Source organism: Geodermatophilus nigrescens (assembly GCF_900129495.1).
Taxonomy (GTDB): domain Bacteria; phylum Actinomycetota; class Actinomycetes; order Mycobacteriales; family Geodermatophilaceae; genus Geodermatophilus; species Geodermatophilus nigrescens.
The window spans coordinates 439,461-458,609 of sequence record NZ_FQVX01000003.1; the positions used below are offsets into that span (position 1 = coordinate 439,461).

A 19,149-nucleotide genomic window follows, 5' to 3' on the forward strand; every position below is an offset into this window, starting at 1 on the left:
CGCGATCAGCCGCTGAGGGCGAGCCCCGCCGCCAGCAGCACGCCGGTGGCGAGGGTGAGCAGGCCGGTGGCCTGCAGCGCGGCGATCAGCGCCGGGCCGCGCCCGCCGGAGAGCACCACCCGCGACGGCGGGACGGCCAGCGGCGCGGCGGCCAGCGCGAGCAGCGCCCAGGGCCGGACCACCCCGATGGCGACGACGACGGCGAAGGCGACCGCCAGCAGCCCGACGTAGAACAGCCGGGTCCGCGTGGCTCCGAGCAGCACCGCCAGCGTGCGCTTGCCCACCTGGGCGTCGCCCTCGACGTCGCGCAGGTTGTTGACCACCAGCAGCGCCACCGACAGCAGCCCGACCGGCACCGCGGCGGCCAGGGCCAGGCCCTCGACCCGGCCGGTCTGGGCGAACGTCGTCCCCGCGACGGCGACCAGGCCGAAGAACACGAAGACGAAGACCTCGCCCAGCGCCCGGTAGCCGTAGGGGAGCGGGCCGCCGGTGTAGGTCCAGGCCGCGGCGATGCACACCGCCCCGACGGCGACCAGCCACCAGCTCGACAGCGCCGCCAGCGCGAGCCCCGCGCCCGCCGCAACGGCGAACGACAGCAGCGCCGCGGTGAGCACCTGCCGGGCGGGCGCCGCGCCGGAGCCGACGAGCCGCATCGGCCCGACCCGGTCGGCGTCGGTGCCGCGCTTCCCGTCGGAGAAGTCGTTGGCGTAGTTGACCGCCACCTGCAGCGCGAGGGCGACCAGCAGCGCCAGCAGCGCCGGGACGAGCCGGAAGCCGTCGAGCGCGGCGGCTGCGCCGGTGCCCACCAGGACGGGCGCGAGCGCGGCGGGCAGCGTGCGGGGCCGGGCGCCGGCCACCCACTGCGCCGGGGTGGCCATCAGCGGGTCACCGTGGCGGCGACGCCGCGGCGGTCGGGCTTGCCGGTGTGCAGCGTGGGGACGGCGTCGAGCAGGTGCAGCTCCCGCGGAGCGCTCGGCCCGCCCAGCCGCCCGCTCACCCAGGCCCGCAGCGCGGCCAGCTCGGGGGCCGCGCCGGGCGCGGGCACGACGGCGGCCACCACGCGCTGGCCCCACTCGTCGTCGGGCCGGCCGAAGACGACGGCGTCGGCGACGTCGGGGTGCTCGCGCAGTGCGCCCTCGACGGCCTGCGGCGCGACGTTCACCCCGCCGGTGACCACGACGTCGTCGAGCCGGCCGGTGACCGTCAGCCGCCCGTCGGCGCCGATCGTCCCGGCGTCGCGGGTGCGGAACTCCCCGCCGGTGAAGGCGGCCGCGGTGCCCCCCGGGTCGCGGCGGTAGCCGAGGGCGAGCACCGGCCCGGCGATCGCGATCCCGTCGTCGTCCACCCGCACGCGGACGCCGTCGAGCGGGACCCCGTCGTACACGCAGCCGCCGGCCGTCTCGCTCATCCCGTAGGTGGTCACCGCGGCCACGCCCTCGGCGCGGGCGCGGGCCAGCAGCGCGGGGTCGGTGGCCGCGCCGCCGACCAGGACGGCGTCGAAGGTGCGCAGCACCTCCGGCTCGCGGTCCAGGTACCGGCGCAGTTGCGTGGGCACCAGCGCGGTGTACCGGCGGCCGCCGGGCATCCGGGCGGCAGCCGCGGCCAGTCCCTCCCCGGGCGCGAGGACGGCCGGGAGCGTGCCGGCCAGCGCCGAGCGCACGAGCACCTGCAGCCCGGCGATCGCCGACACCGGCAGCGCCAGCAGCCAGGTGCCCGGGCCGCCGAGCCGGTCGAGGGTGGCGGTCGCCGACGCGCGCAGCGCCGCCGCGGGCAGCAGCACGCCGCGCCCGCCGCCGGTGGACCCGGAGGTGACGACGACGAGGTCGGCGCCGTCCTCGAGCGGCTCCTCCGGGGCGAGCACCTCCCGGGCGGCCGTGGCGGCGGGGCCGGCGGGCAGCACGGCGAGCGGCGCGGACCCCTCGAGCGCGGCGCGGACGGCGGGCAGCGCGGAGCCCAGCACGTCTGCGGGGGCCTCCGGCGCGGGGAGGACGGTGAGCTGCCGGGGCACGATCCCCGAGGGTACGACCCGCCCGGCATACGCTTGCCGCCGTGATCACCTCCGTGCCGCTCCCGCCCGGGACGACGGCGACGGCGGTGTGGTCGGTGCCGATGCGCACCCGGTTCCGCGGCATCGACGTCCGCGACGGCGTGCTGGTGCGCGGGCCCGCCGGCTGGGGCGAGTTCTCCCCGTTCTGGGACTACGGCGTGGCGGAGAGCCGCCGCTGGTGGGCCGCCGCGGCCGAGGCGGCGCTGGAGGGCTGGCCCGCGCCGGTGCGCGACTCCGTTCCCGTCAACGTGACGGTGCCGGCGGTGGACGCGGAGCGGGCGCACGCCATCGTGGCCGCCTCGGGCTGCCGGACGGCGAAGGTGAAGGTGGCCGAGCCCGGGCAGACGCCGGCCGACGACCTCGCCCGCGTGGAGGCCGTCCGCGACGCGCTCGGCCCCGCGGGCGCGGTGCGGGTCGACGCCAACGCCGCGTGGGACGTCGACACGGCCGTCGCCCGGGTCCGGGAGCTGGACCGGGTCGGCCTGGAGTACGTCGAGCAGCCCTGCGCCACGCTGGAGGAGCTGGCCGCGCTGCGCCGCCGGGTCGACGTGCGGGTCGCCGTCGACGAGGGCGTGCGCCGGGCCGGCGACCCGCTCGCGGTCGACCTGCGCGAGGCCGCCGACGTCGTCGTCCTCAAGGTGCAGCCGCTCGGCGGGGTGCGCGCGGCGCTGCGGGTGGCCGAGGCGCACGGCCTGCCCTGCGTGGTGTCCTCGGCGCTGGAGTCCTCGGTCGGCATCGCCGCGGGGGTGGCGCTGGCCGCCGCGCTGCCGGAGCTGCCCTTCGCGTGCGGCCTGGCGACGGTCGCGCTCCTCGACGGCGACGTGACGGCCGACCCGCTGCTGCCCGTCGACGGCGCCCTGCCCGTCCGCGCGGTGGAGCCCGACCGGCTGGCCGAGGTGACCGCGCCCGACGACGTCACCGACCGGTGGGGCCGGCGGCTCACGGCGGTGCTGGCCGCGTGAACCCCTCCACCGCGTTCGCCCGCGTGCTGGTCGACGAGCTCGTCCGCGGCGGGGTCCGCGACGCCGTCGTCGCCCCGGGGTCGCGCTCGGCGCCCGTCGCACTCGCGTTCGCCGCCGCGGAGCGCGCGGGCTCGCTGCGGCTGCACGTGCGCATCGACGAGCGGACGGCGTCCTTCCTCGCGCTCGGCCTGGCCCGCGCCTCCGGCCGGCCGGTGCCGGTGCTCACCACGTCCGGGACGGCGACCGCGCACCTGCACGCCGCGGTCCTCGAGGCCGACGTCACCGGCGTGCCGCTGCTCGCGCTGACCGCCGACCGGCCGCCGGAGCTGCGGTCGACCGGCGCCAACCAGACCATCGAGCAGCCCGGGCTCTACGGCGGCGCGGTGCGCTGGGCGGCCGACGTGGGCGTGCCCGAGGCCGGCCGCGAGGCCGCGCAGAACCGCTACTGGCGCTCCGTGGTCTCCCGCGCGCTGCTCGCCGCCACCGGCGCGCTGTCGGGCGACCCCGGGCCGGTGCAGCTCGACCTGCCGCTGCGCGACCCGCTGCTGCCGGAGGAGGAGCCGGGCCCGCTCACCGGCCCGTGGGCCGGGCGCGACGACGGCGGCGCGTGGACCGCGGGCGGGGCCACCCTCGCCCCGGCCGACCCGCTGCCCGACGCCCCGCGGACGCTGGTGGTCGCCGGTGACGGGCCGTCGGCGGCCGGCCGGGCCTGGGCCGAGGGCGCCGCGGCCGCGGGCTGGCCCGTGGTCGCCGAGCCCAGTGGCGGGGCGTGGACCGGCGACGCCGTGCGCGGCGGGGCGCTGCTGCTCGGCGCGCCGGACTGGCTGGAGGAGCACCGGCCCGCGCGGGTGGTCGTGCTCGGGCGGCCGACGCTGTCGCGGCCGGTCTCGGCGCTGCTGGCCGACCCCCGGGTGCGGGTGGAGACGGTGGTGTCCGGCCCGCGCTGGCCCGACCCCGCCCGCTCCAGCACGTCGGTCACCCGCGCCGCCCCGCCGTCCGGGCCCCCCGCGGACGCCGCGTGGGCGGCCGCCTGGCGCGACGCCGCCGCGCGGGTGGGCACGGCCGTGGACACGCTGCTCGACGGCGCTCCCGGCCTGACCGCCGCCCGCCTGGCCCGCGACGTCGTCGCCGCGCTGCCCGCCGGCGCGCTGCTGGTGCTCGGCTCCTCGACGCCCGTGCGCGACGTCGACCGGCTCGCCGTGCCGCGCGGCGACGTGCGCGTGCTGGCCAACCGCGGCGTCGCGGGCATCGACGGGACGATCTCCACGGCGATCGGAGCCGCACTGGTGCACGGCGGCCCGGCGGTCGCGCTCATGGGCGACCTGACGTTCCTGCACGACCTGCAGGGGCTGCTGACCGGCGAGGGCGAGGCCCGGCCGGACCTCACCGTCGTCGTCCCGGACAACGACGGCGGCGGGATCTTCGCCCAGCTCGAGCCGGGGCGGCCCGCGCACGAACGCGACTACCGGCGGGTGTTCGGCACACCGCACGGCCGCGACCTCGTCACCGTCGCCCGGGCGCTGGGCTGGGCGGCCACCGCGGTGACCGCCGCGGACGAGCTGCCGGCGGCGCTGGCGCTCGGCGGGCCGCGGGTGGTCGTCGTCCGCACCGACCAGCGCGCGGAGGCGGACCTCGCCGTCGCGCTGCGGGAGACCGCCGCCCGTGCCCTGAGCTGACCCGCGCGGCCGGTGTGCTGCGTCACCGGCCGCCGCTGGTCCCGGCCGTCGAGGGAGGGCGGGGGCCGTCTCCGCGACACCGGGTGCGACCAGGGTGGATCGTCCGGACAGCGGGTTCGCCGGCCCCTCGACCGAGGGGCGCCGTTACCCCGCTGGAGCACACCACAACCCCGTTGTGACCGGCGACACGACGACAGTTGCCATGACGATATGTAACGTTTTGGCTGCGCTCAGCACACCGGAGCGCGGCGCCGGTCCGCCAAACCCTGCCCACCGGTCGCTCACGTCAACTCCCAAGGGCAGGGGTGGGGGACCCACTTCCGGCGCGTGACGGCCTACGGGGGCCTGACCTGAACGCGTCTCCGGGGTGAAGCCGCGTCCCGCGGCCGGGCACCGATCGCCCGAACCCGACAGCTCACCTCGCCGGCGGTGATCGGGAGATCATCACCATGCCCAAGCACCGCGCACCCCGTTACGTCCGCACCAAGAAGGTCATCGCCAAGGCCCCTGTCGCCGCCGGCGCCACCGTCGTCGGGATCGGCGTCCTCAGCTCGCCCGCCTCCGCCTCGACCAGCCACGACTGGTCCGGCGTCGCCCAGTGCGAGTCGAGCGGCAACTGGTCGATCAACACCGGCAACGGCTACTACGGCGGCCTGCAGTTCAGCCAGTCCACCTGGGCCGCGTTCGGCGGCACCGAGCTCGCCCCGCGCGCCGACCTCGCCACCCCCGCCCAGCAGGTCGAGATCGCCGAGGCCGTCCTCGCCGGTCAGGGCGTCGGCGCCTGGCCGTCCTGCGGCAAGTACCTGGCCGAGGGCACCACCGCGGCCGCCGCCGAGGCCCCCGCTCCCGCCGCGCCCGCCGCGGAGGCCCCCGCGCCGGAGGCCGCTCCCGCCGCCCCGGCCGCGCCCGCGCCGCTCGAGGCCGCTCCGGCCGCGCCTGCGCCGGCCGCTGCCGACACCGAGGACTACACCGTCCGGTGGGGCGACACCGTCGCCAAGATCGCCGCCGCCCACGCCCAGAGCTGGCGGGAGCTCTACGAGCGCAACGTCGACGTCATCGGCAGCAACCCGAACCTGATCTTCCCGGGTCAGGTGTTCGCGGTGAGCGGGGCGGCCCCGGCCGCCGCGCCCGCCGAGGCGCCGGCCCCCGCGCCTGCCGCGGCCCCCGCCGAGGCTCCGGCTCCCGCGCCCGCCGAGACCCCGGCCGAGGCCCCCGCCGGTGGCTCGAACGCCGGGGAGTCCGCGCCGGTCGGCGAGGTCGCCCCGCTCGCCGAGGCCGCCCCCGAGGTCGCCGCGGCGCCCGCGCCGGCCGCCGTCGCCACCATCACCAACAGCTCCGGGCCGATCCACGCCGCGGTGCAGGCGGCCGCGAACGCCGTCGTGAGCGCGGTGCCCGGCGCCGGTGACATCACCCTCGGCGGCACCCGGCCCAGCGCCGTCGACCCCGACGGGCACCCCTCGGGTAAGGCCCTGGACTACATGGTCATGAGCGATGCCGCCCTCGGCGACGCCATCGCGCAATACCACGTGGACCACTGGGACGAGCTCGGTGTCGAGTACGTGATCTGGGAGCAGCGCATCCTCACCTCGCCCGACGGTGCGTGGCGCGCCATGGAGGACCGCGGTGGCGTCACCGCGAACCACTTCGACCACGTGCACGTGAACTACGTCGGCTGACCACCGCCCGACACGAGGACCCCGGCCGCCCGCGGCCGGGGTCCTCGTCGTCTCAGGCGGGGACGAGGGGCGGGGACCGCAGCGCTGCGGGTGTGCGGATCTCGGTGCCGTCGGGCCGCCAGGTGTGCCATCGGCCGTCCGGTTGTCGCTGCACGCGGAAGCCGGAGTGGACCTCGGTGTGGTGGCGTTCGCACAGCAGCGCCGAGTTCTCCAGCGACGTCGGTCCGCCGTCGAGCCAGTGGACCAGGTGGTGGACGTCGCACCACCAGGTGGGGGCGCCGCATCCGGTGAACACGCACCCGCCGTCGCGGACCTCGGCGGCCCGCCGGATGTGCCGGGTGGCGAGGCGCTGGTCGCGGCCGAGGTCGAGGGGGACGCCGTCCGGGCCCATGACGACGCGGGCGATGTTGCTGTCGCAGGCCAGCCAGCGGGCCCGGGCGGCGGAGACCAGCGCTCCGGAGCCGAGCTGGGCGCTGCCCCGCCCGGTGGCGAGGTCCTCGGCGTCGACCTTCACCACGACCTGCGGCTTGACCCCGCGCAGCCGCGGGGTGCTGCCCGAAGCGAGGGCGGTGTCGGCGAGCTGCACGGCGCCGTCGGCGAGCCGCTGGGCGCGGGTGCGGTCGTCGCCGGCGGGCCGGTCGGCCTGCACGTGTGCCTCCACCGCGGTGGAGAAGCGTTCGGCGCCCACGGGGTCGAGGTGCAGGTGGAAGGAGACGGTGCCGTCGGCGTGGCGGACCACCGACATGCGCCGCCCCTCGGTCGGGTCCGGCTCGGGCCCGTCGGGATCCAGCGCGGTGCAGTACCGCTTCACCACGACGACCAGGGCGTCGTGCTCCTGCTCGATCGCCACGCCGGTGAGCACCGAGTCGATCTCGCCCAGGTCCACGCCCTGCGCGGCGGCGGCGGCGAGCCGGTCCGGGGTGGTCACCTCCGCGGCCACGGCCACCTGCGCGGCGGTCACCAGCCCGGCGTCGTGCGCCTCGGCGAGCACCGGCAGGTGCGCCAGCGCGCGGGCGTTGTGCGCCGGCCGGGACGCCTCCCGCCCGGACAGCCGGCAGTGCCCCCGCAGCCACGACGCCATGCTCTTCAATCCGTCCCGTTCGGGAGCGGAGGACAGCTCCGCCGCCCGCACCGCGCGGGCCAGGCGCGCGTCGATCCGGTTGCGCTCGGCGACCAGCGCGGCGACGTCATCCAGGACGTCACCGCTGCCGATCCCACTCGAACACATGTACGGAGTCTACCGCCGCGAGCACGGTGCGGCGACCCGTATCCGCAGGTCAGGGGCCTGTCCACAGATGCCGGACAGGTCTTGACACCCCGCGATCTCAGGGCAGCGACGCCCAGTACGCGAGGTGGGCACGGTGCAGCCAGCCGTCCACCCAGGCGCGGTCGGGAAGCGGCGGCACCGCCGGGCTGTCGCGCAGCGCCAGCAGGCGCGCCTCGGCGTCCTCGACCGCCTCGACCACCTCGGCGAGCGGTACCTCGCCGCGGCGCACCCGGCGCAGGTACGCCCGGTCCGGCTCCGGCACCGGCAGGGTGATCCGGCCGGTACCGAGCAGCTCGGCGCCCTGCACCCCGAGCCGCAGCGCGTGCATCGCGAACTTGACGTCGAACCCGTGTGCGTCGACCAGCTCCGCGCGGCCGGGGCGGGCGCCGGTCATCGCCGCCCGCTGGGCGCGCAGGTAGCCGAGGAAGCGGTCGGCAGCCAGGCGCGAGACGAACCGGTCGGCGTGTGCGACCAGCTCCGCACCGGCCTCGGTGCGGACCACGACCTCCTCGTCCGGCACGAACAGCAGGAGGAGGACCGTCGGGTTGCCGCCGAGCGCGAGCCGAGCCCACTTGCGTGCCGAGTAGACGACGACGTCGAGGTCGCCGGCGCCGGAGCGGTTGGCCAGCCCACCGGGCCGGTCCCAGGCGGTGTGCCGGTGGTACTGCTCGAACGGCACGGTCGCCGTCGTCGACAGGCCCGCCGGCACCCGCGCGGTGCCGGTCACGAACTCCGGTGGCTCGAGGCAGACGCCCATCTCGTCGCGGTCGTCCTGGCCGGCCACCGAGGTGCCGTGGACGCCGGACCCGACCTGGGCGCGCAGGACCGTCCCCGCTCGGCGACCGCGCGGGCCTCCGCGGAGGCGTGCGGGTGGTCGAACGGCGGCGGCAGCGAGCGGTCACCGGCGACGGTGGGGACGGGGCGCACCGCGCCAGCCAACCAGCGCCGTCGTCGCCTGCCGACCCGTTTCCCACGGTCAGGCCGGCCGCTGCCACACCAGCAGGTAGCGCCAGAACAGCAGCCGGCGGACGCGCACGCCCGGCAGCACCGCCCGGGCCCGCGCCCGCACCTCCCGCACGGTGAGCTCCGGGTCGCGCATCGGCATGCCCGGCACGGGGGCTCCGGCGGCGAGCCCGCGCACGGCCCGCCGCAGCCCGACGGCACGGTCCGCGACCGCCGCGGTGAGCTCCAGCGGCAGCTCGCGGGGCAGGTCGGTGCGCGGCAGGGCGACCATCGCCAGCACGCCGCCCGGGCGCAGGGCCGCGGCCAGGGCCCGCAGTGCCTCCTCCAGGGGCAGGTGGTGCAGGACGCTCATGCCGACGACGGCGTCGTACCCGCCCGCCGGCAGGGCGAGGTCCAACACGTCGGCCCGGTCCACCCGCACGGTTGCCGGCACCCGCGCGCGGGCCAACGCGACCATCTCCGCCGAGCGGTCCACGGCGTCCACCCGCGCCGCCCGCCCGGCGAGCTCGGCGGCGAGGTCGCCGGCACCGCAGCCGACCTCGAGCACCCGCGCGGCCCCGGGTGGCACGGCGCGCAGCAACAGGTGCCGGTAGTGCGCGTTGTGGTCCCAGCGCAGGTCCGGGACCAGCCGCATCAGCTCTCCAGCGCGGCCTGGAACGCGGCGAACTTCGACTGCGTCTCGGCGAGCTCGGCGGCCGGGTCGGAGCCGGCCACGATGCCGCACCCGGCGAACAGCCGGGCCGAGGCGGGGTCGTCGTCGCACAGCTGCGCGCACCGCAGCGCCAGGCCGAACTCGCCGTCGCCGCGGGCGTCGAGCCAGCCGACCGGCCCCGCGTAGCGGCCGCGGTCCATCCCCTCGAGCTCGGCGATCACCGCGCGCGCGACGTCGGGCGGGGTGCCGCAGACGGCCGCCGTCGGGTGCACGGCGTCGACCAGGTCGAGCAGTCCCGCGCGCCCGCGCTCCCCGGACCGGCGCTGCGTGCCGACGACGTCGGTGGCCAGGTGCCGCACGTTGGGCAGCGTCAGCAGCGAGGGCTCCTCCGGCACCGACAGCGCGGTGCAGAACGGGTCGAGCGCCCGCACCAGGGAGTCGACGGCGAGGGCGTGCTCCGCGCGGTCCTTCGGGCTGGCGAGCAGGCCCGCCGCGAGCCGCTCGTCGTCGGCACCCGCGCCGCGCGGGGCGGTGCCGGCGAGCACCCGCGCGGACAGCTGCCGGCCGGTGCGGCGCAGCAGCAGCTCCGGGGTGGCGCCGAGCAGCCCGTCGACGGCGAAGGTCCAGCAGTCGGGGAAGCGGGCGGCCAGTCGGTCGAGCAGCCGGCGGGCGTCGAGCGGCACGTCGGCGGTGACCAGCAGGTCGCGGGCGAGGACCACCTTGGCGAGGTCGCCGTCGCCGATGCGGGCGACCGCCGCGGACACCGCGCCGCACCAGGACGCGGGGTCGAGCGCCCCGTCGGCGTAGCGCAGCCGGGCGGGCGACGGCGGCAGGGGAGCGGGCGCGGGCAGGTCGCGCGGGTCGGCGTCGCCGGTGGTGGTCATCCACGCCAGCCCGCCACGCCGGCCGACGACGACCTCCGGGACCACGAACACCGACGTCCCCGCGGCCGGGTCGAACGCGATGCTGGCGAACACGACCGGGCCGGAGCCGGGGACCCCGACGGCGTCGTCGACGGCGAGCGCGGCGCTGCGGTCGGCCCACCAGGCGGCCGCCTCGGCCAGCGCGCCGGGACCGGAGACCTCGAGGCGGTCGGCCTCGCCCCAGCCGACCAGCCCCTCGCCGCGGCGCACCCAGGACAGGGCGCCCTCGCGCGGCAGCAGCGACAGCAGGTCGGGGGCGTCGGGCAGCGCGACCGTGGTGACCGCGGGCGCGACGGCGTCCGGGGAGGTCACCGCCGCGGCTGTCACGCTCCCCAGCGTAGGCAGGCCGGTAGCGTCGGCGCCGTGACGGACCGGCGAGACAGCGCACACACCGCCGGACGGCGGGCCGGTCTGGACAAGCAGCCGCACGAGGTCGCGGCCATGTTCGACGGCGTCGCGCGGCGCTACGACCTCACCAACACCGTCCTGTCCGCCGGCCGCGACGTGTCCTGGCGGCGGGCCACCCGCGAGGCGCTCGGCGCCCGGCCGGGGGACGTCGTGCTCGACGTCGCCGCGGGCACCGGCGTCTCCACGGTCGAGCTCGCCGCGGGCGGCGTGCGGGCGGTGGCCTGCGACTTCTCCCAGGGGATGCTGCGCGCGGGCGCGTGGCGGCCGGTGCCGATGGTGGCCGGCGACGCGATGGCGCTGCCGCTGGCCGACGCGAGCGTCGACGGGCTGGTCATCTCCTTCGGCCTGCGCAACGTGGCCGACCCCGACGCCGCGCTGCGCGAGTTCGCCCGCGTCGTCCGGCCCGGTGGCACGCTCGTCGTCTGCGAGTTCTCCAGCCCCACGTGGGCGCCGTTCCGCACCGTCTACACCGAGTACCTGATGCGGGCGCTGCCGCGGATCGCGACCGCGGTGAGCAGCAACCCCGACGCCTACGTCTACCTCGCCGAGTCGATCCGGGCCTGGCCCGACCAGCCGGCGCTCGCCACCCGCATCCAGGCGGCGGGCTGGGCCGACGTCGAGTGGCGCGACCTCACCGGCGGGATCGTGGCGCTGCACCGAGCCCGCCGCCCGTAGGCCCGGCGGTCGGCCCCCTCGCAGGGGCCCGCCGCGAGCTTGCGAGTGGTGGGGGCGAGGGGGTCCTTCCACTAGCGTCGGTCCATGACCGATCCGTTCCCGGCACCCGAGCCGCCCGGCCCGTCGCCGTCCCCGGTGGACCCGATCTCCCCGCCGTCGCCGGCCCCGCTGCCGCAGCCGAGCCCGACCGACCCGACCGCGCCGCCGCCGGCGGGGCCGCAGCCGGTCTGACCCGGCGGCCGCGGTGGGCCCGCCGCCGTTCGCCGACCGGCGCGACGCCGGCCGGCACCTCGCCGCGCGCCTGACCGACCCCGCCACCGCGCCTGCCGTCCCGCTCGACGCCGGCGCGCTGGTCCTCGGCCTCCCCCGCGGCGGGGTGCTCGTCGCCGCCGAGGTCGCCGCGGCCCTGGGCGCGGAGCTCGACGTCGTCGCCGTCCGCAAGCTCGGCCTGCCCTGGCGGCCGGAGCTGGCCGTCGGGGCGGTCGCGGCGGTGGGGGAGACCGTCGAGAGCGTCGCCGTCGAGGAGGTGCTGGCCCGCGTCGAGGTCGACGAGGCGGCCGCCGCCGACGTCCGCCGCGCCGAGCTCGCCGAGCTGCACCGGCGCCGCGCGGCCTACCGCGGCGACCGCCCGCCGCCGGACCCGGCCGGCCGCACCGTCGTCCTCGTCGACGACGGCCTCGCCACCGGCGCCTCCATGCGCGCCGCCCTGGCCGCCGTGCGCCGCACCGGCCCCGCGGCGGTCGTCGTGGCCGTCCCGGTCGCCGCGCCCGGCGTGACCCTCGACGCCGACGCCGTCGTCTGCTTGCTCGCCCCGCGGCCGTTCGGCGCGGTGGGCCGCTGGTACGACGACTTCGGCCAGACCGGCGACGACGAGGTGGTCGCCGCGCTCGCCTCCGCCGCCCGCCGGGGCCCCGCCTAGGCTCGGGCGGTCGGTCCGCCCGGGCCGTGACCGAGCACCGAGGGGGCCAGCGCGTGACGACTCCGACCGCCGGAGGCGGTACCGCCGGGGGCAGTGCCGACGTCGTCGTGGTGGGTGCCGGCCCCGCGGGGTCGGCGGCCGCCTGGGCGCTGGCCACCGTCGGGCTCGACGTCGTCGTGCTGGAGAAGGCCCGGTTCCCCCGGGAGAAGGTCTGCGGCGACGGCCTCACGCCACGCGCGGTCAAGGCGCTCGACGAGATGGGCGTCGACGTCTCCCCGGCCGCGGGCTGGGTCCGGCACCGGGGGCTGCGCGTCTTCGGCGGCGGGCAGGTCGTCGAGGTCGACTGGCCGTCGCTGGACTCCTGGCCGTCCTACGGCCTCATCCGGCAGCGCAGGGACCTCGACCCGATGCTGGCCGAGCACGCCGTGGCCGCCGGCGCCCGGCTCGAGCAGGAGGTCACCGTCACCGACCCGCTGCTCGACGACGCCGGCCGGGTCGCGGGCGTGCACGCGCAGGCCGGGCCCGGGAAGGAGCCGGTCACCTGGCGGGCGCCGCTGGTCGTGTCCGCGGAGGGCCTGTCGGGCCGGCTGGCCAAGGCCATCGGGCTGACCCGCCGCGAGGACCGGCCGCTCGGCGTCGCCGTCCGCCGCTACGTGCGGACGCCGCGCGGCGAGGATGACTACCTCGACATCTCCTTCGACCTGTCCGCCGAGGGCCCGACCGCCGACTCCATGCCCGGCTACGGCTGGTCGTTCGGCATGGGCGACGGCACCGCCAACGTCGGCTTCGGCCTGCTCGACACCCGCCGCGGCGGGGAGACCGACGCGCGCACCGTGCTGCGCCGCTGGCTGGCGACGCTGCCGCCGGAGTGGCAGCTGGGCGAGGAGCACGCGGTCACCCCGCTGCGCGGCGCCGGCCTGCCCATGGCGCTCAACCGCGGCCCCGCCTACACCCGGGGGCTGCTGCTGGCCGGCGACACCGCGGGCGTGGTGAACCCGTTCAACGGCGAGGGCATCAGCTACGCGCTGGAGACCGGCCGGATGGCCGGTGAGACGGCGGCCGCCGCGCTGCGCGCACCCGAGGGCCCGGCCCGCGAAGCGGTGCTGCGCGCCTACCCCGAGCGGCTGCGCGAGGCCTACGGCCGCCACCACCGGCTCGGCACGGCCTTCCTGGCGCTGCTCGACCGCCCCGGCCTGGTCCGCTTCGCCACCGCGCACGGGCTCAAGCGCCCGACGATGGTGAACGCGGCGCTGCGGCTCATGGGCAACCTCTCCGACGGCCGCGACGGCGACCGGTTCGACCGCGCGGTCGCCGTCCTCACCCGGCTGACGCCCTCGGTCTGACCTGGCCGTCGCGGCGGTCCGTGACCGGACCGTGACCGCCCGATGTGAACTCACTCACCCCCGGTGCTTCCATCCCCCGGGGTCGCGGCATAGGCTCGATGCACCAGTTTGTGAAATTCTTCACAAGCGTTCGAGTCGCCGAGGGAGGCGCCGGTGCTGTCGGCCTACGTCCCCATCGTGGGTCTGTTCGCGCTCGCCGCGGCCTTCGCGCTGTTCTCCGTGGCGGTCGCGCCGTACGTCGGCCCGCGCCGCTACAACCGGGCGAAGCTCGAGGCCTACGAGTGCGGCATCGAGCCGGTCGACCAGCCGCTGCAGGGCGGCCGGTTCCCGGTCAAGTACTACCTGACGGCGATGCTGTTCATCGTCTTCGACATCGAGATCGTCTTCCTCTACCCGTGGGCCGTCGCCAACGACGCGCTGGGCCTGTTCGGCCTGGTCGAGATGGTCGTCTTCATCGCCACCGTCTTCCTCGCCTACGCCTACGTCTGGCGCCGCGGCGGCCTCGAGTGGGACTGACGGGCGTGACCCCGACGGCGAGGAGCTGACACACATGGGTCTCGAGGAGAAGCTGCCGAGCGGCTTCCTGCTCACCACGGTCGAGAAGCTCGTCAACTGGACGCGCAAGTCGTCGCTGTGGCCGGCCACCTTCGGCCTGGCCTGCTGCGCCATCGAGATGATGGCCACCGGCGCCGGCCGCTACGACCTCGCGCGCTTCGGCATGGAGGTCTTCCGCGCCTCCCCGCGCCAGGCCGACCTGATGATCGTCGCCGGCCGGGTGAGCCAGAAGATGGCGCCGGTCCTGCGGCAGATCTACGACCAGATGCCCGAGCCGCGCTGGGTGCTCGCCATGGGCGTGTGCGCCAGCTCCGGCGGCATGTTCAACAACTACGCGGTGGTGCAGGGCGTGGACCACGTCGTCCCCGTCGACATGTACCTGCCCGGCTGCCCGCCGCGCCCGGAGATGCTGATGGACGCCATCCTCAAGCTCCACCACAAGATCCAGAACGAGCCGCTGGGCGCCCGGCGGGCCCGCCAACTCGAGCAGGACCGGGCCGAGGGCCGCGCCCGCGACCTGCTGGTCGAGATGCCCTCGAGCATCCGCGCCGACAAGGAGGCCCGGCGGGCCTACGAGGAGGCCGCGGCGGCCGGCCGCACCGGCCAGTTCCTCATCGAGCGGCGCGGCGGCAACGCCGTCCTGCTGCCCGAGCAGTACGGCGGTGCCCGGTGACCGGCCCCGGCGACCGCAGCGGCGCCGACGCCAGCCAGGGCGTCGCGGCACCGTCCGGCGGCTTCCGCAAGGGCGCGTTCGGCGTCTCCGGCAGCGGCGACACCTCCGGCTTCGGCGGTCTGGTCCGCGTCGAGCCCGGCGGCGCGGTCGCGCTGCACTCCACCGAGCGACCCTACGGCGGCTGGTTCGACGAGGTCACCGACGCGCTGGCCGAGGCGGTCGGCGAGGCCACCTACGCCGCCGCCGTCCAGCGGGTGCTGGTCGACCGCGGGGAGATCACCTACTTCGTCGCCCGCGAGCACCTGCTCACCCTCGTCCGGGCGCTGCGCGACGACGACGCGCTGCGCTTCGAGCTGTGCAGCAGCGTCTCCGGCGTCGACTACGAGGGGAGCGGCGGTCCGGTGACGACGCCGGGCCGGCCACGGCTGCACGTCGTCTACCACCTGACGTCGATGACCTACCGGCGCCGGATCCGGCTCGAGGTGGCCGTCACCGTCGAGGACCCGCACGTCCCGTCGGTGTCCGGGATCTACCCGACGGCGGACTGGCACGAGCGGGAGACCTACGACATGTTCGGCATCGTCTTCGACGGCCACCCCGCGCTCACCCGGATCCTGATGCCCGACGACTGGGACGGGTACCCGCAGCGCAAGGACTACCCGCTCGGCGGCGTCCCGGTGGAGTACCACGGCGCCACGATCCCGCCGCCGGACACCCGCCGGAGCTACCGGTGACCGCCACGCAGGACCCGTACGCCGGGTCGCGCGAGACCACCGAGGGCCGCGTCTACACGGTCACCGGCGGCGACTGGGACCAGACCTTCGGCAGCGACCTCACCGGCGAGGAGCGCCTCGTCGTCAACATGGGGCCGCAGCACCCCTCCACGCACGGCGTGCTGCGGCTGGTGCTCGACCTCGAGGGCGAGACGGTGACCAAGGCGCGGGTGGTCATCGGCTACCTGCACACCGGCATCGAGAAGAACACCGAGTACCGCACCTGGACGCAGGGCACGACGTTCGTGACGCGGATGGACTACCTGTCGCCGCTGTTCAACGAGGCCGGCTACTGCATGGCCGTCGAGAAGCTCCTCGGCATCGAGGTGCCGCAGCGGGCGCAGACCATCCGCGTGCTGGTCATGGAGATCAACCGGATCGCCTCGCACCTGGTGTGCCTGGCCACCGGCGGCATGGAGCTCGGCGCGCTCACCGGCATGACCAACGGCTTCCGGGAGCGGGAGATGTGCCTCGACCTGCTCGAGGAGATCACCGGCCTGCGGATGAACCACGCCTACATCCGCCCCGGCGGCGTCGCGCAGGACCTGCCGCCGGGCGCCGAGCAGTCGATCCGCGAGTGGCTCCGGGTCATGCCCGGGCAGCTGGCCGGCTACCACCAGATGCTCACCGCCCAGCCGATCTGGCAGCGGCGGCTCAAGGACGTCGGGTACCTCGACGTCACCGGGTGCCTGGCGCTCGGCGTCACCGGGCCGCCGCTGCGCGCCACCGGCCTGGCCTGGGACCTGCGCAAGATCGAGCCCTACCTCGGCTACGAGACCTACGACTTCGAGGTGCCCACCGCCGACACATCCGACGCCTGGGGCCGCTTCCTGGTCCGGATGGCGGAGATGCACGAGTCGCTGCGGATCGTCGAGCAGGCCCTCGACCGGCTCGAGCCCGGCCCGGTCATGGTCGAGGACAGGAAGATCGCCTGGCCCGCCCAGCTGTCCCTCGGCGCCGACGGCATGGGCAACTCCCTCGACCACGTCCGGCACATCATGGGCACCTCGATGGAGGCCCTGATCCACCACTTCAAGCTGGTCACCGAGGGCTTCCGGGTGCCGGCCGGGCAGGTGTACGTGCCGGTCGAGTCGCCGCGCGGGGAGCTCGGCTACCACGTGGTCAGCGACGGCAGCACCCGCCCGTGGCGCGTCCACGTGCGCGACCCCAGCTTCGTGAACCTGCAGGCCACCGCGGCGATGAGCGAGGGCGGCATGATCGCCGACGTCATCGCCGCGATCGCCTCGCTCGACCCGGTGATGGGAGGTGTCGACCGGTGACCGCCCTGCCCGGATCGGCGGAGGGCGCGGCGACGACGGGACTGGTCGACAGCCCCGTCGCGCCCGCGGCCGCCGACCTGCCGCCGCTGACCGAGCGGACCCGGCTCGAGGCGCGGGAGATCATGGCCCGCTACCCGCAGCCGCGCTCGGCGCTGCTCCCGATGCTGCACCTGGTGCAGAGCTACCAGGGCTACGTCAGCCCCGAGGGCATCGGGCTGTGCGCCGAGGAGCTCGGCCTGACCCGCGCCGAGGTGGGCGCGGTCGCGACCTTCTACACGATGTACAAGCGCCGCCCGACCGGCCGGCACATCGTCAGCGTCTGCACCAACACGCTGTGCGCCGTCCTCGGCGGGCAGCGGATCATGGACGCCCTGTCCGACGACCTCGGCGTCCACCACGACGAGACCGCCGCCGACGGGTCGGTCACCCTCGAGCACGCCGAGTGCCTGGCGGCCTGCGACTACGCGCCCGTGGTCACCGTCGACTACGAGTTCTACGACCAGCAGGACGTCGACAGCGCCCGCGCGCTGGTGGCGGCGCTGCGGCGCGGCGAGAAGCCGCACCCCACCCGGGGTGCGCCGCTCACCGACTTCCGCGGCGTCTCCCGCCAGCTCGCCGGCTTCTCCCAGCACGCCGACGCCGCGGCCGCCGCGGCCGCCGTCGACGCGCCGGGGGAGTGGGGCCCGACGCTGGCCGGGGTCCGGCTCGCCGCCGAGCGCGGCGAGTCCGCGCCGCCGATGACCGGCCCCGAGCCGGAGCCCGCCGACGCCGGCGAGCCCGCCGACACCGTCGCGCCGTCGGGCCGCACGGGCGAGACGCCCGAGAAGGAGGCCGCCGACGCCCGCGTCGCCGCGGCCGACAACCCCGCCGAGCGGGCCGGCGCCGCGCAGGCGCACCCCGACGAGGGCACCGAGTACGGCCGCCGCACCCCCGGCGGCCCCCGTCCCACCCCCGACACCCCCGCGGGCACCGAGCCGGGCACCTCCGGCCAGGGGCCCGCGACCCGGGAGGCCTGACCCATGCCCCTCACCCCCGTCCTCACCTCGCGCTGGGGCGCCGACCAGCCCTGGCGGCTGTCCACCTACGAGTCCCTCGGCGGCTACTCGGCGCTGCGCACCGCGCTGACCATGCAGCCCGACGAGCTGGTCTCCCTGGTCAAGGACTCCGGCCTGCGCGGCCGCGGCGGCGCGGGCTTCCCCACCGGCATGAAGTGGAGCTTCATCCCGCAGCCCAAGCCCGGGGAGACGCCCACGGGGCCCGCCGCGATGCCCAAGTACCTCGTGGTCAACGCCGACGAGGGGGAGCCGGGCACCTGCAAGGACCTGCCGCTGATGATGACCGACCCGCACTCCCTGGTGGAGGGCGTGATCATCTCGGCGTACGCGATCCGCTGCCGGTTCGCCGTCATCTACGTCCGCGGCGAGGCCGTGCACGCCCACCGGCGGCTGGTGTCCGCCGTCGAGGAGGCCTACGCGGCCGGCTACCTCGGCAGCGACGTCCTCGGCTCGGGCTGGGACCTGGAGCTGGTCGTGCACGCCGGCGCCGGTGCCTACATCTGCGGCGAGGAGACGGCGCTGCTCGACTCGCTCGAGGGCTACCGCGGCCAGCCGCGGCTCAAGCCGCCGTTCCCCGCGGTCGCCGGCCTGTACGGCGCCCCGACGGTGATCAACAACGTGGAGACGCTGGCCACCGTGCCGTTCGTCGTCCGCGGCGGCGCCGAGTGGTTCAAGGAGTTCGGGCCGGAGAAGTCGCCCGGGCCGAAGATCTACTCGCTCTCGGGCCGGGTGAACCGCCCCGGCCAGTACGAGGCCCCGATGGGCACCACCATGCGCGAGCTGCTGGAGATGGCCGGCGGCGTGCGCGCCGGGCACGAGCTCAAGTTCTGGACGCCGGGCGGCTCGTCGACGCCGTACTTCACCGCCGAGCACCTCGACGTCCCGCTCGACTTCGACTCCGTGGCCGCCGCGGGCTCCATGCTCGGCACCACCGCGCTCATGGTGTTCGACGAGACCGACTCGATCGTCGAGGCCACCCTGCGGTTCACCCAGTTCTACGCGCACGAGTCCTGCGGCAAGTGCACCCCGTGCCGCGAGGGGACCTACTGGCTGGTGCAGGTGCTGCAGCGCCTCGTCGACGGCTCCGGCACGGCCGCCGACCTCGACCTGCTGACCGACACCTGCGACAACATCCTCGGCCGCTCGTTCTGCGCCCTTGGTGACGGCGCGACCAGCTGCATCACCAGCTCGCTCAAGTACTTCCGCGACGACTACGTCGCCCTGCTGCCGCCCGAGGAGCAGGCCCGCCTGGGCCGCTCCCTGCGCCTCGAGCCCGTCGGAGTCGCCTCGTGACCGTGACCC

The 19,149-nt window shown here is 76.7% G+C and carries 19 protein-coding genes and 1 riboswitch; of the genes, 13 read left to right on the forward strand and 6 right to left on the reverse strand.

The features are described from left to right. Positions 1–5 precede the first annotated feature (5 nt). Together BUE37_RS15770 and menE are read right to left on the reverse strand one after the other, a co-directional pair. Positions 6–878 (reverse strand): 1,4-dihydroxy-2-naphthoate polyprenyltransferase, encoded by an 873-nt coding sequence (locus BUE37_RS15770; RefSeq protein WP_073421275.1) that lies wholly within the window; start codon positions 876–878, stop codon positions 6–8. Further along, positions 878–2,008: an o-succinylbenzoate--CoA ligase gene (menE, locus tag BUE37_RS15775; protein WP_073421276.1), complete on the reverse strand. Its 1,131-nt coding sequence runs from the start codon at positions 2,006–2,008 to the stop codon at positions 878–880. Before menE ends, BUE37_RS15770 begins: the two co-directional genes overlap by 1 nt. Before the next feature lie 41 nt (positions 2,009–2,049). Between menE and BUE37_RS15780 the strand changes: the two genes are divergently transcribed. From BUE37_RS15780 to BUE37_RS24860, 3 genes are all read left to right on the forward strand, one after another. After that, complete coding sequence (locus tag BUE37_RS15780; protein WP_245794654.1) at positions 2,050–3,009, forward strand: o-succinylbenzoate synthase; 960 nt, start codon at positions 2,050–2,052, stop codon at positions 3,007–3,009. Beyond that, positions 3,006–4,685 (forward strand): 2-succinyl-5-enolpyruvyl-6-hydroxy-3-cyclohexene-1-carboxylic-acid synthase, encoded by a 1,680-nt coding sequence (gene menD / locus BUE37_RS15785; protein ID WP_073421925.1) that lies wholly within the window; start codon positions 3,006–3,008, stop codon positions 4,683–4,685. Before BUE37_RS15780 ends, menD begins: the two co-directional genes overlap by 4 nt. Before the next feature lie 274 nt (positions 4,686–4,959). Further along, positions 4,960–5,130, forward strand: a riboswitch (cyclic di-AMP (ydaO/yuaA leader). A gap of 4 nt (positions 5,131–5,134) precedes the next feature. Then, complete coding sequence (locus tag BUE37_RS24860; RefSeq protein WP_073421277.1) at positions 5,135–6,361, forward strand: LysM peptidoglycan-binding domain-containing protein; 1,227 nt, start codon at positions 5,135–5,137, stop codon at positions 6,359–6,361. A gap of 52 nt (positions 6,362–6,413) precedes the next feature. Here the strand turns inward: BUE37_RS24860 and BUE37_RS15795 are convergent, their stop codons facing one another. The 4 genes from BUE37_RS15795 to BUE37_RS15810 form a co-directional block, all read right to left on the reverse strand. Continuing rightward, positions 6,414–7,589 carry an HNH endonuclease signature motif containing protein gene (locus BUE37_RS15795; protein WP_073421278.1) on the reverse strand — a complete coding sequence of 392 codons (1,176 nt, stop codon included), beginning with the start codon at positions 7,587–7,589 and terminating at the stop codon, positions 6,414–6,416. Positions 7,590–7,686: 97 nt separating this feature from the next. Then, the gene (locus BUE37_RS15800; protein WP_073421279.1) at positions 7,687–8,451 is read right to left on the reverse strand and encodes a DNA polymerase beta superfamily protein; all 765 of its coding nucleotides are present in this window, start codon (positions 8,449–8,451) and stop codon (positions 7,687–7,689) included. Between the two features lie 153 nt (positions 8,452–8,604). Then, positions 8,605–9,225, reverse strand: coding sequence for a class I SAM-dependent methyltransferase (locus BUE37_RS15805; protein WP_073421280.1), 621 nt, complete (start codon positions 9,223–9,225; stop codon positions 8,605–8,607). Continuing rightward, on the reverse strand, positions 9,225–10,493 hold the full coding sequence (locus BUE37_RS15810) for an isochorismate synthase (protein ID WP_073421281.1): 1,269 nt from the start codon (positions 10,491–10,493) through the stop codon (positions 9,225–9,227). Before BUE37_RS15810 ends, BUE37_RS15805 begins: the two co-directional genes overlap by 1 nt. 36 nt (positions 10,494–10,529) lie before the next feature. On the opposite strand from BUE37_RS15810, the gene BUE37_RS15815 reads away from it, so the two are divergent. The 10 genes from BUE37_RS15815 (at position 10,530) to nuoF (ending at position 19,140) form a co-directional block, all read left to right on the forward strand. Further along, complete coding sequence (locus tag BUE37_RS15815) at positions 10,530–11,249, forward strand: demethylmenaquinone methyltransferase (protein ID WP_073421282.1); 720 nt, start codon at positions 10,530–10,532, stop codon at positions 11,247–11,249. 84 nt (positions 11,250–11,333) lie between these two features. Continuing rightward, entirely contained in the window at positions 11,334–11,480 is a 147-nt protein-coding gene (locus BUE37_RS23955) for a hypothetical protein (protein ID WP_175562904.1), read from the forward strand. Positions 11,481–11,493: 13 nt separating this feature from the next. Beyond that, positions 11,494–12,168, forward strand: a complete 675-nt coding sequence (locus tag BUE37_RS15820) for a phosphoribosyltransferase (RefSeq protein ID WP_073421283.1) — start codon at positions 11,494–11,496, stop codon at positions 12,166–12,168. A 53-nt stretch (positions 12,169–12,221) separates the two neighbouring features. Beyond that, on the forward strand, positions 12,222–13,511 hold the full coding sequence (locus BUE37_RS15825; protein WP_073421284.1) for a geranylgeranyl reductase family protein: 1,290 nt from the start codon (positions 12,222–12,224) through the stop codon (positions 13,509–13,511). 153 nt (positions 13,512–13,664) lie between these two features. Next, a complete protein-coding gene (locus tag BUE37_RS15830) occupies positions 13,665–14,027 on the forward strand; it encodes an NADH-quinone oxidoreductase subunit A (RefSeq protein ID WP_425432421.1) in 363 nt (120 codons plus the stop codon). Positions 14,028–14,061: 34 nt separating this feature from the next. Then, positions 14,062–14,739, forward strand: a complete 678-nt coding sequence (locus BUE37_RS15835; protein ID WP_073421285.1) for a NuoB/complex I 20 kDa subunit family protein — start codon at positions 14,062–14,064, stop codon at positions 14,737–14,739. Then, on the forward strand, positions 14,736–15,473 hold the full coding sequence (locus tag BUE37_RS15840; RefSeq protein ID WP_073421286.1) for an NADH-quinone oxidoreductase subunit C: 738 nt from the start codon (positions 14,736–14,738) through the stop codon (positions 15,471–15,473). The genes BUE37_RS15835 and BUE37_RS15840 overlap by 4 nt, the downstream gene beginning before the upstream one ends. After that, positions 15,470–16,792: an NADH-quinone oxidoreductase subunit D gene (locus BUE37_RS15845; protein WP_073421287.1), complete on the forward strand. Its 1,323-nt coding sequence runs from the start codon at positions 15,470–15,472 to the stop codon at positions 16,790–16,792. The genes BUE37_RS15840 and BUE37_RS15845 overlap by 4 nt, the downstream gene beginning before the upstream one ends. Further along, positions 16,789–17,808 carry an NADH-quinone oxidoreductase subunit NuoE gene (gene nuoE, locus BUE37_RS15850; protein ID WP_083628757.1) on the forward strand — a complete coding sequence of 340 codons (1,020 nt, stop codon included), beginning with the start codon at positions 16,789–16,791 and terminating at the stop codon, positions 17,806–17,808. The genes BUE37_RS15845 and nuoE overlap by 4 nt, the downstream gene beginning before the upstream one ends. 3 nt (positions 17,809–17,811) lie before the next feature. Beyond that, entirely contained in the window at positions 17,812–19,140 is a 1,329-nt protein-coding gene (gene nuoF, locus BUE37_RS15855) for an NADH-quinone oxidoreductase subunit NuoF (RefSeq protein ID WP_073421288.1), read from the forward strand. Positions 19,141–19,149 lie beyond the last annotated feature (9 nt).

Bases quoted from the DNA above. Each gene is read 5' to 3' on its own strand.
- BUE37_RS15770 (WP_073421275.1), bottom strand. From the start codon at position 878: ATGGCCACCCCGGCGCAGTGGGTGGCCGGCGCCCGGCCCCGCACGCTG.
- BUE37_RS24860 (WP_073421277.1), top strand. From the start codon at position 5,135: ATGCCCAAGCACCGCGCACCCCGTTACGTCCGCACCAAGAAGGTCATC.
- BUE37_RS15795 (WP_073421278.1), bottom strand. From the start codon at position 7,589: ATGTGTTCGAGTGGGATCGGCAGCGGTGACGTCCTGGATGACGTCGCC.
- BUE37_RS15805 (WP_073421280.1), bottom strand. From the start codon at position 9,225: ATGCGGCTGGTCCCGGACCTGCGCTGGGACCACAACGCGCACTACCGG.
- BUE37_RS23955 (WP_175562904.1), top strand. From the start codon at position 11,334: ATGACCGATCCGTTCCCGGCACCCGAGCCGCCCGGCCCGTCGCCGTCC.
- BUE37_RS15835 (WP_073421285.1), top strand. From the start codon at position 14,062: ATGGGTCTCGAGGAGAAGCTGCCGAGCGGCTTCCTGCTCACCACGGTC.
- nuoF (WP_073421288.1), top strand. From the start codon at position 17,812: ATGCCCCTCACCCCCGTCCTCACCTCGCGCTGGGGCGCCGACCAGCCC.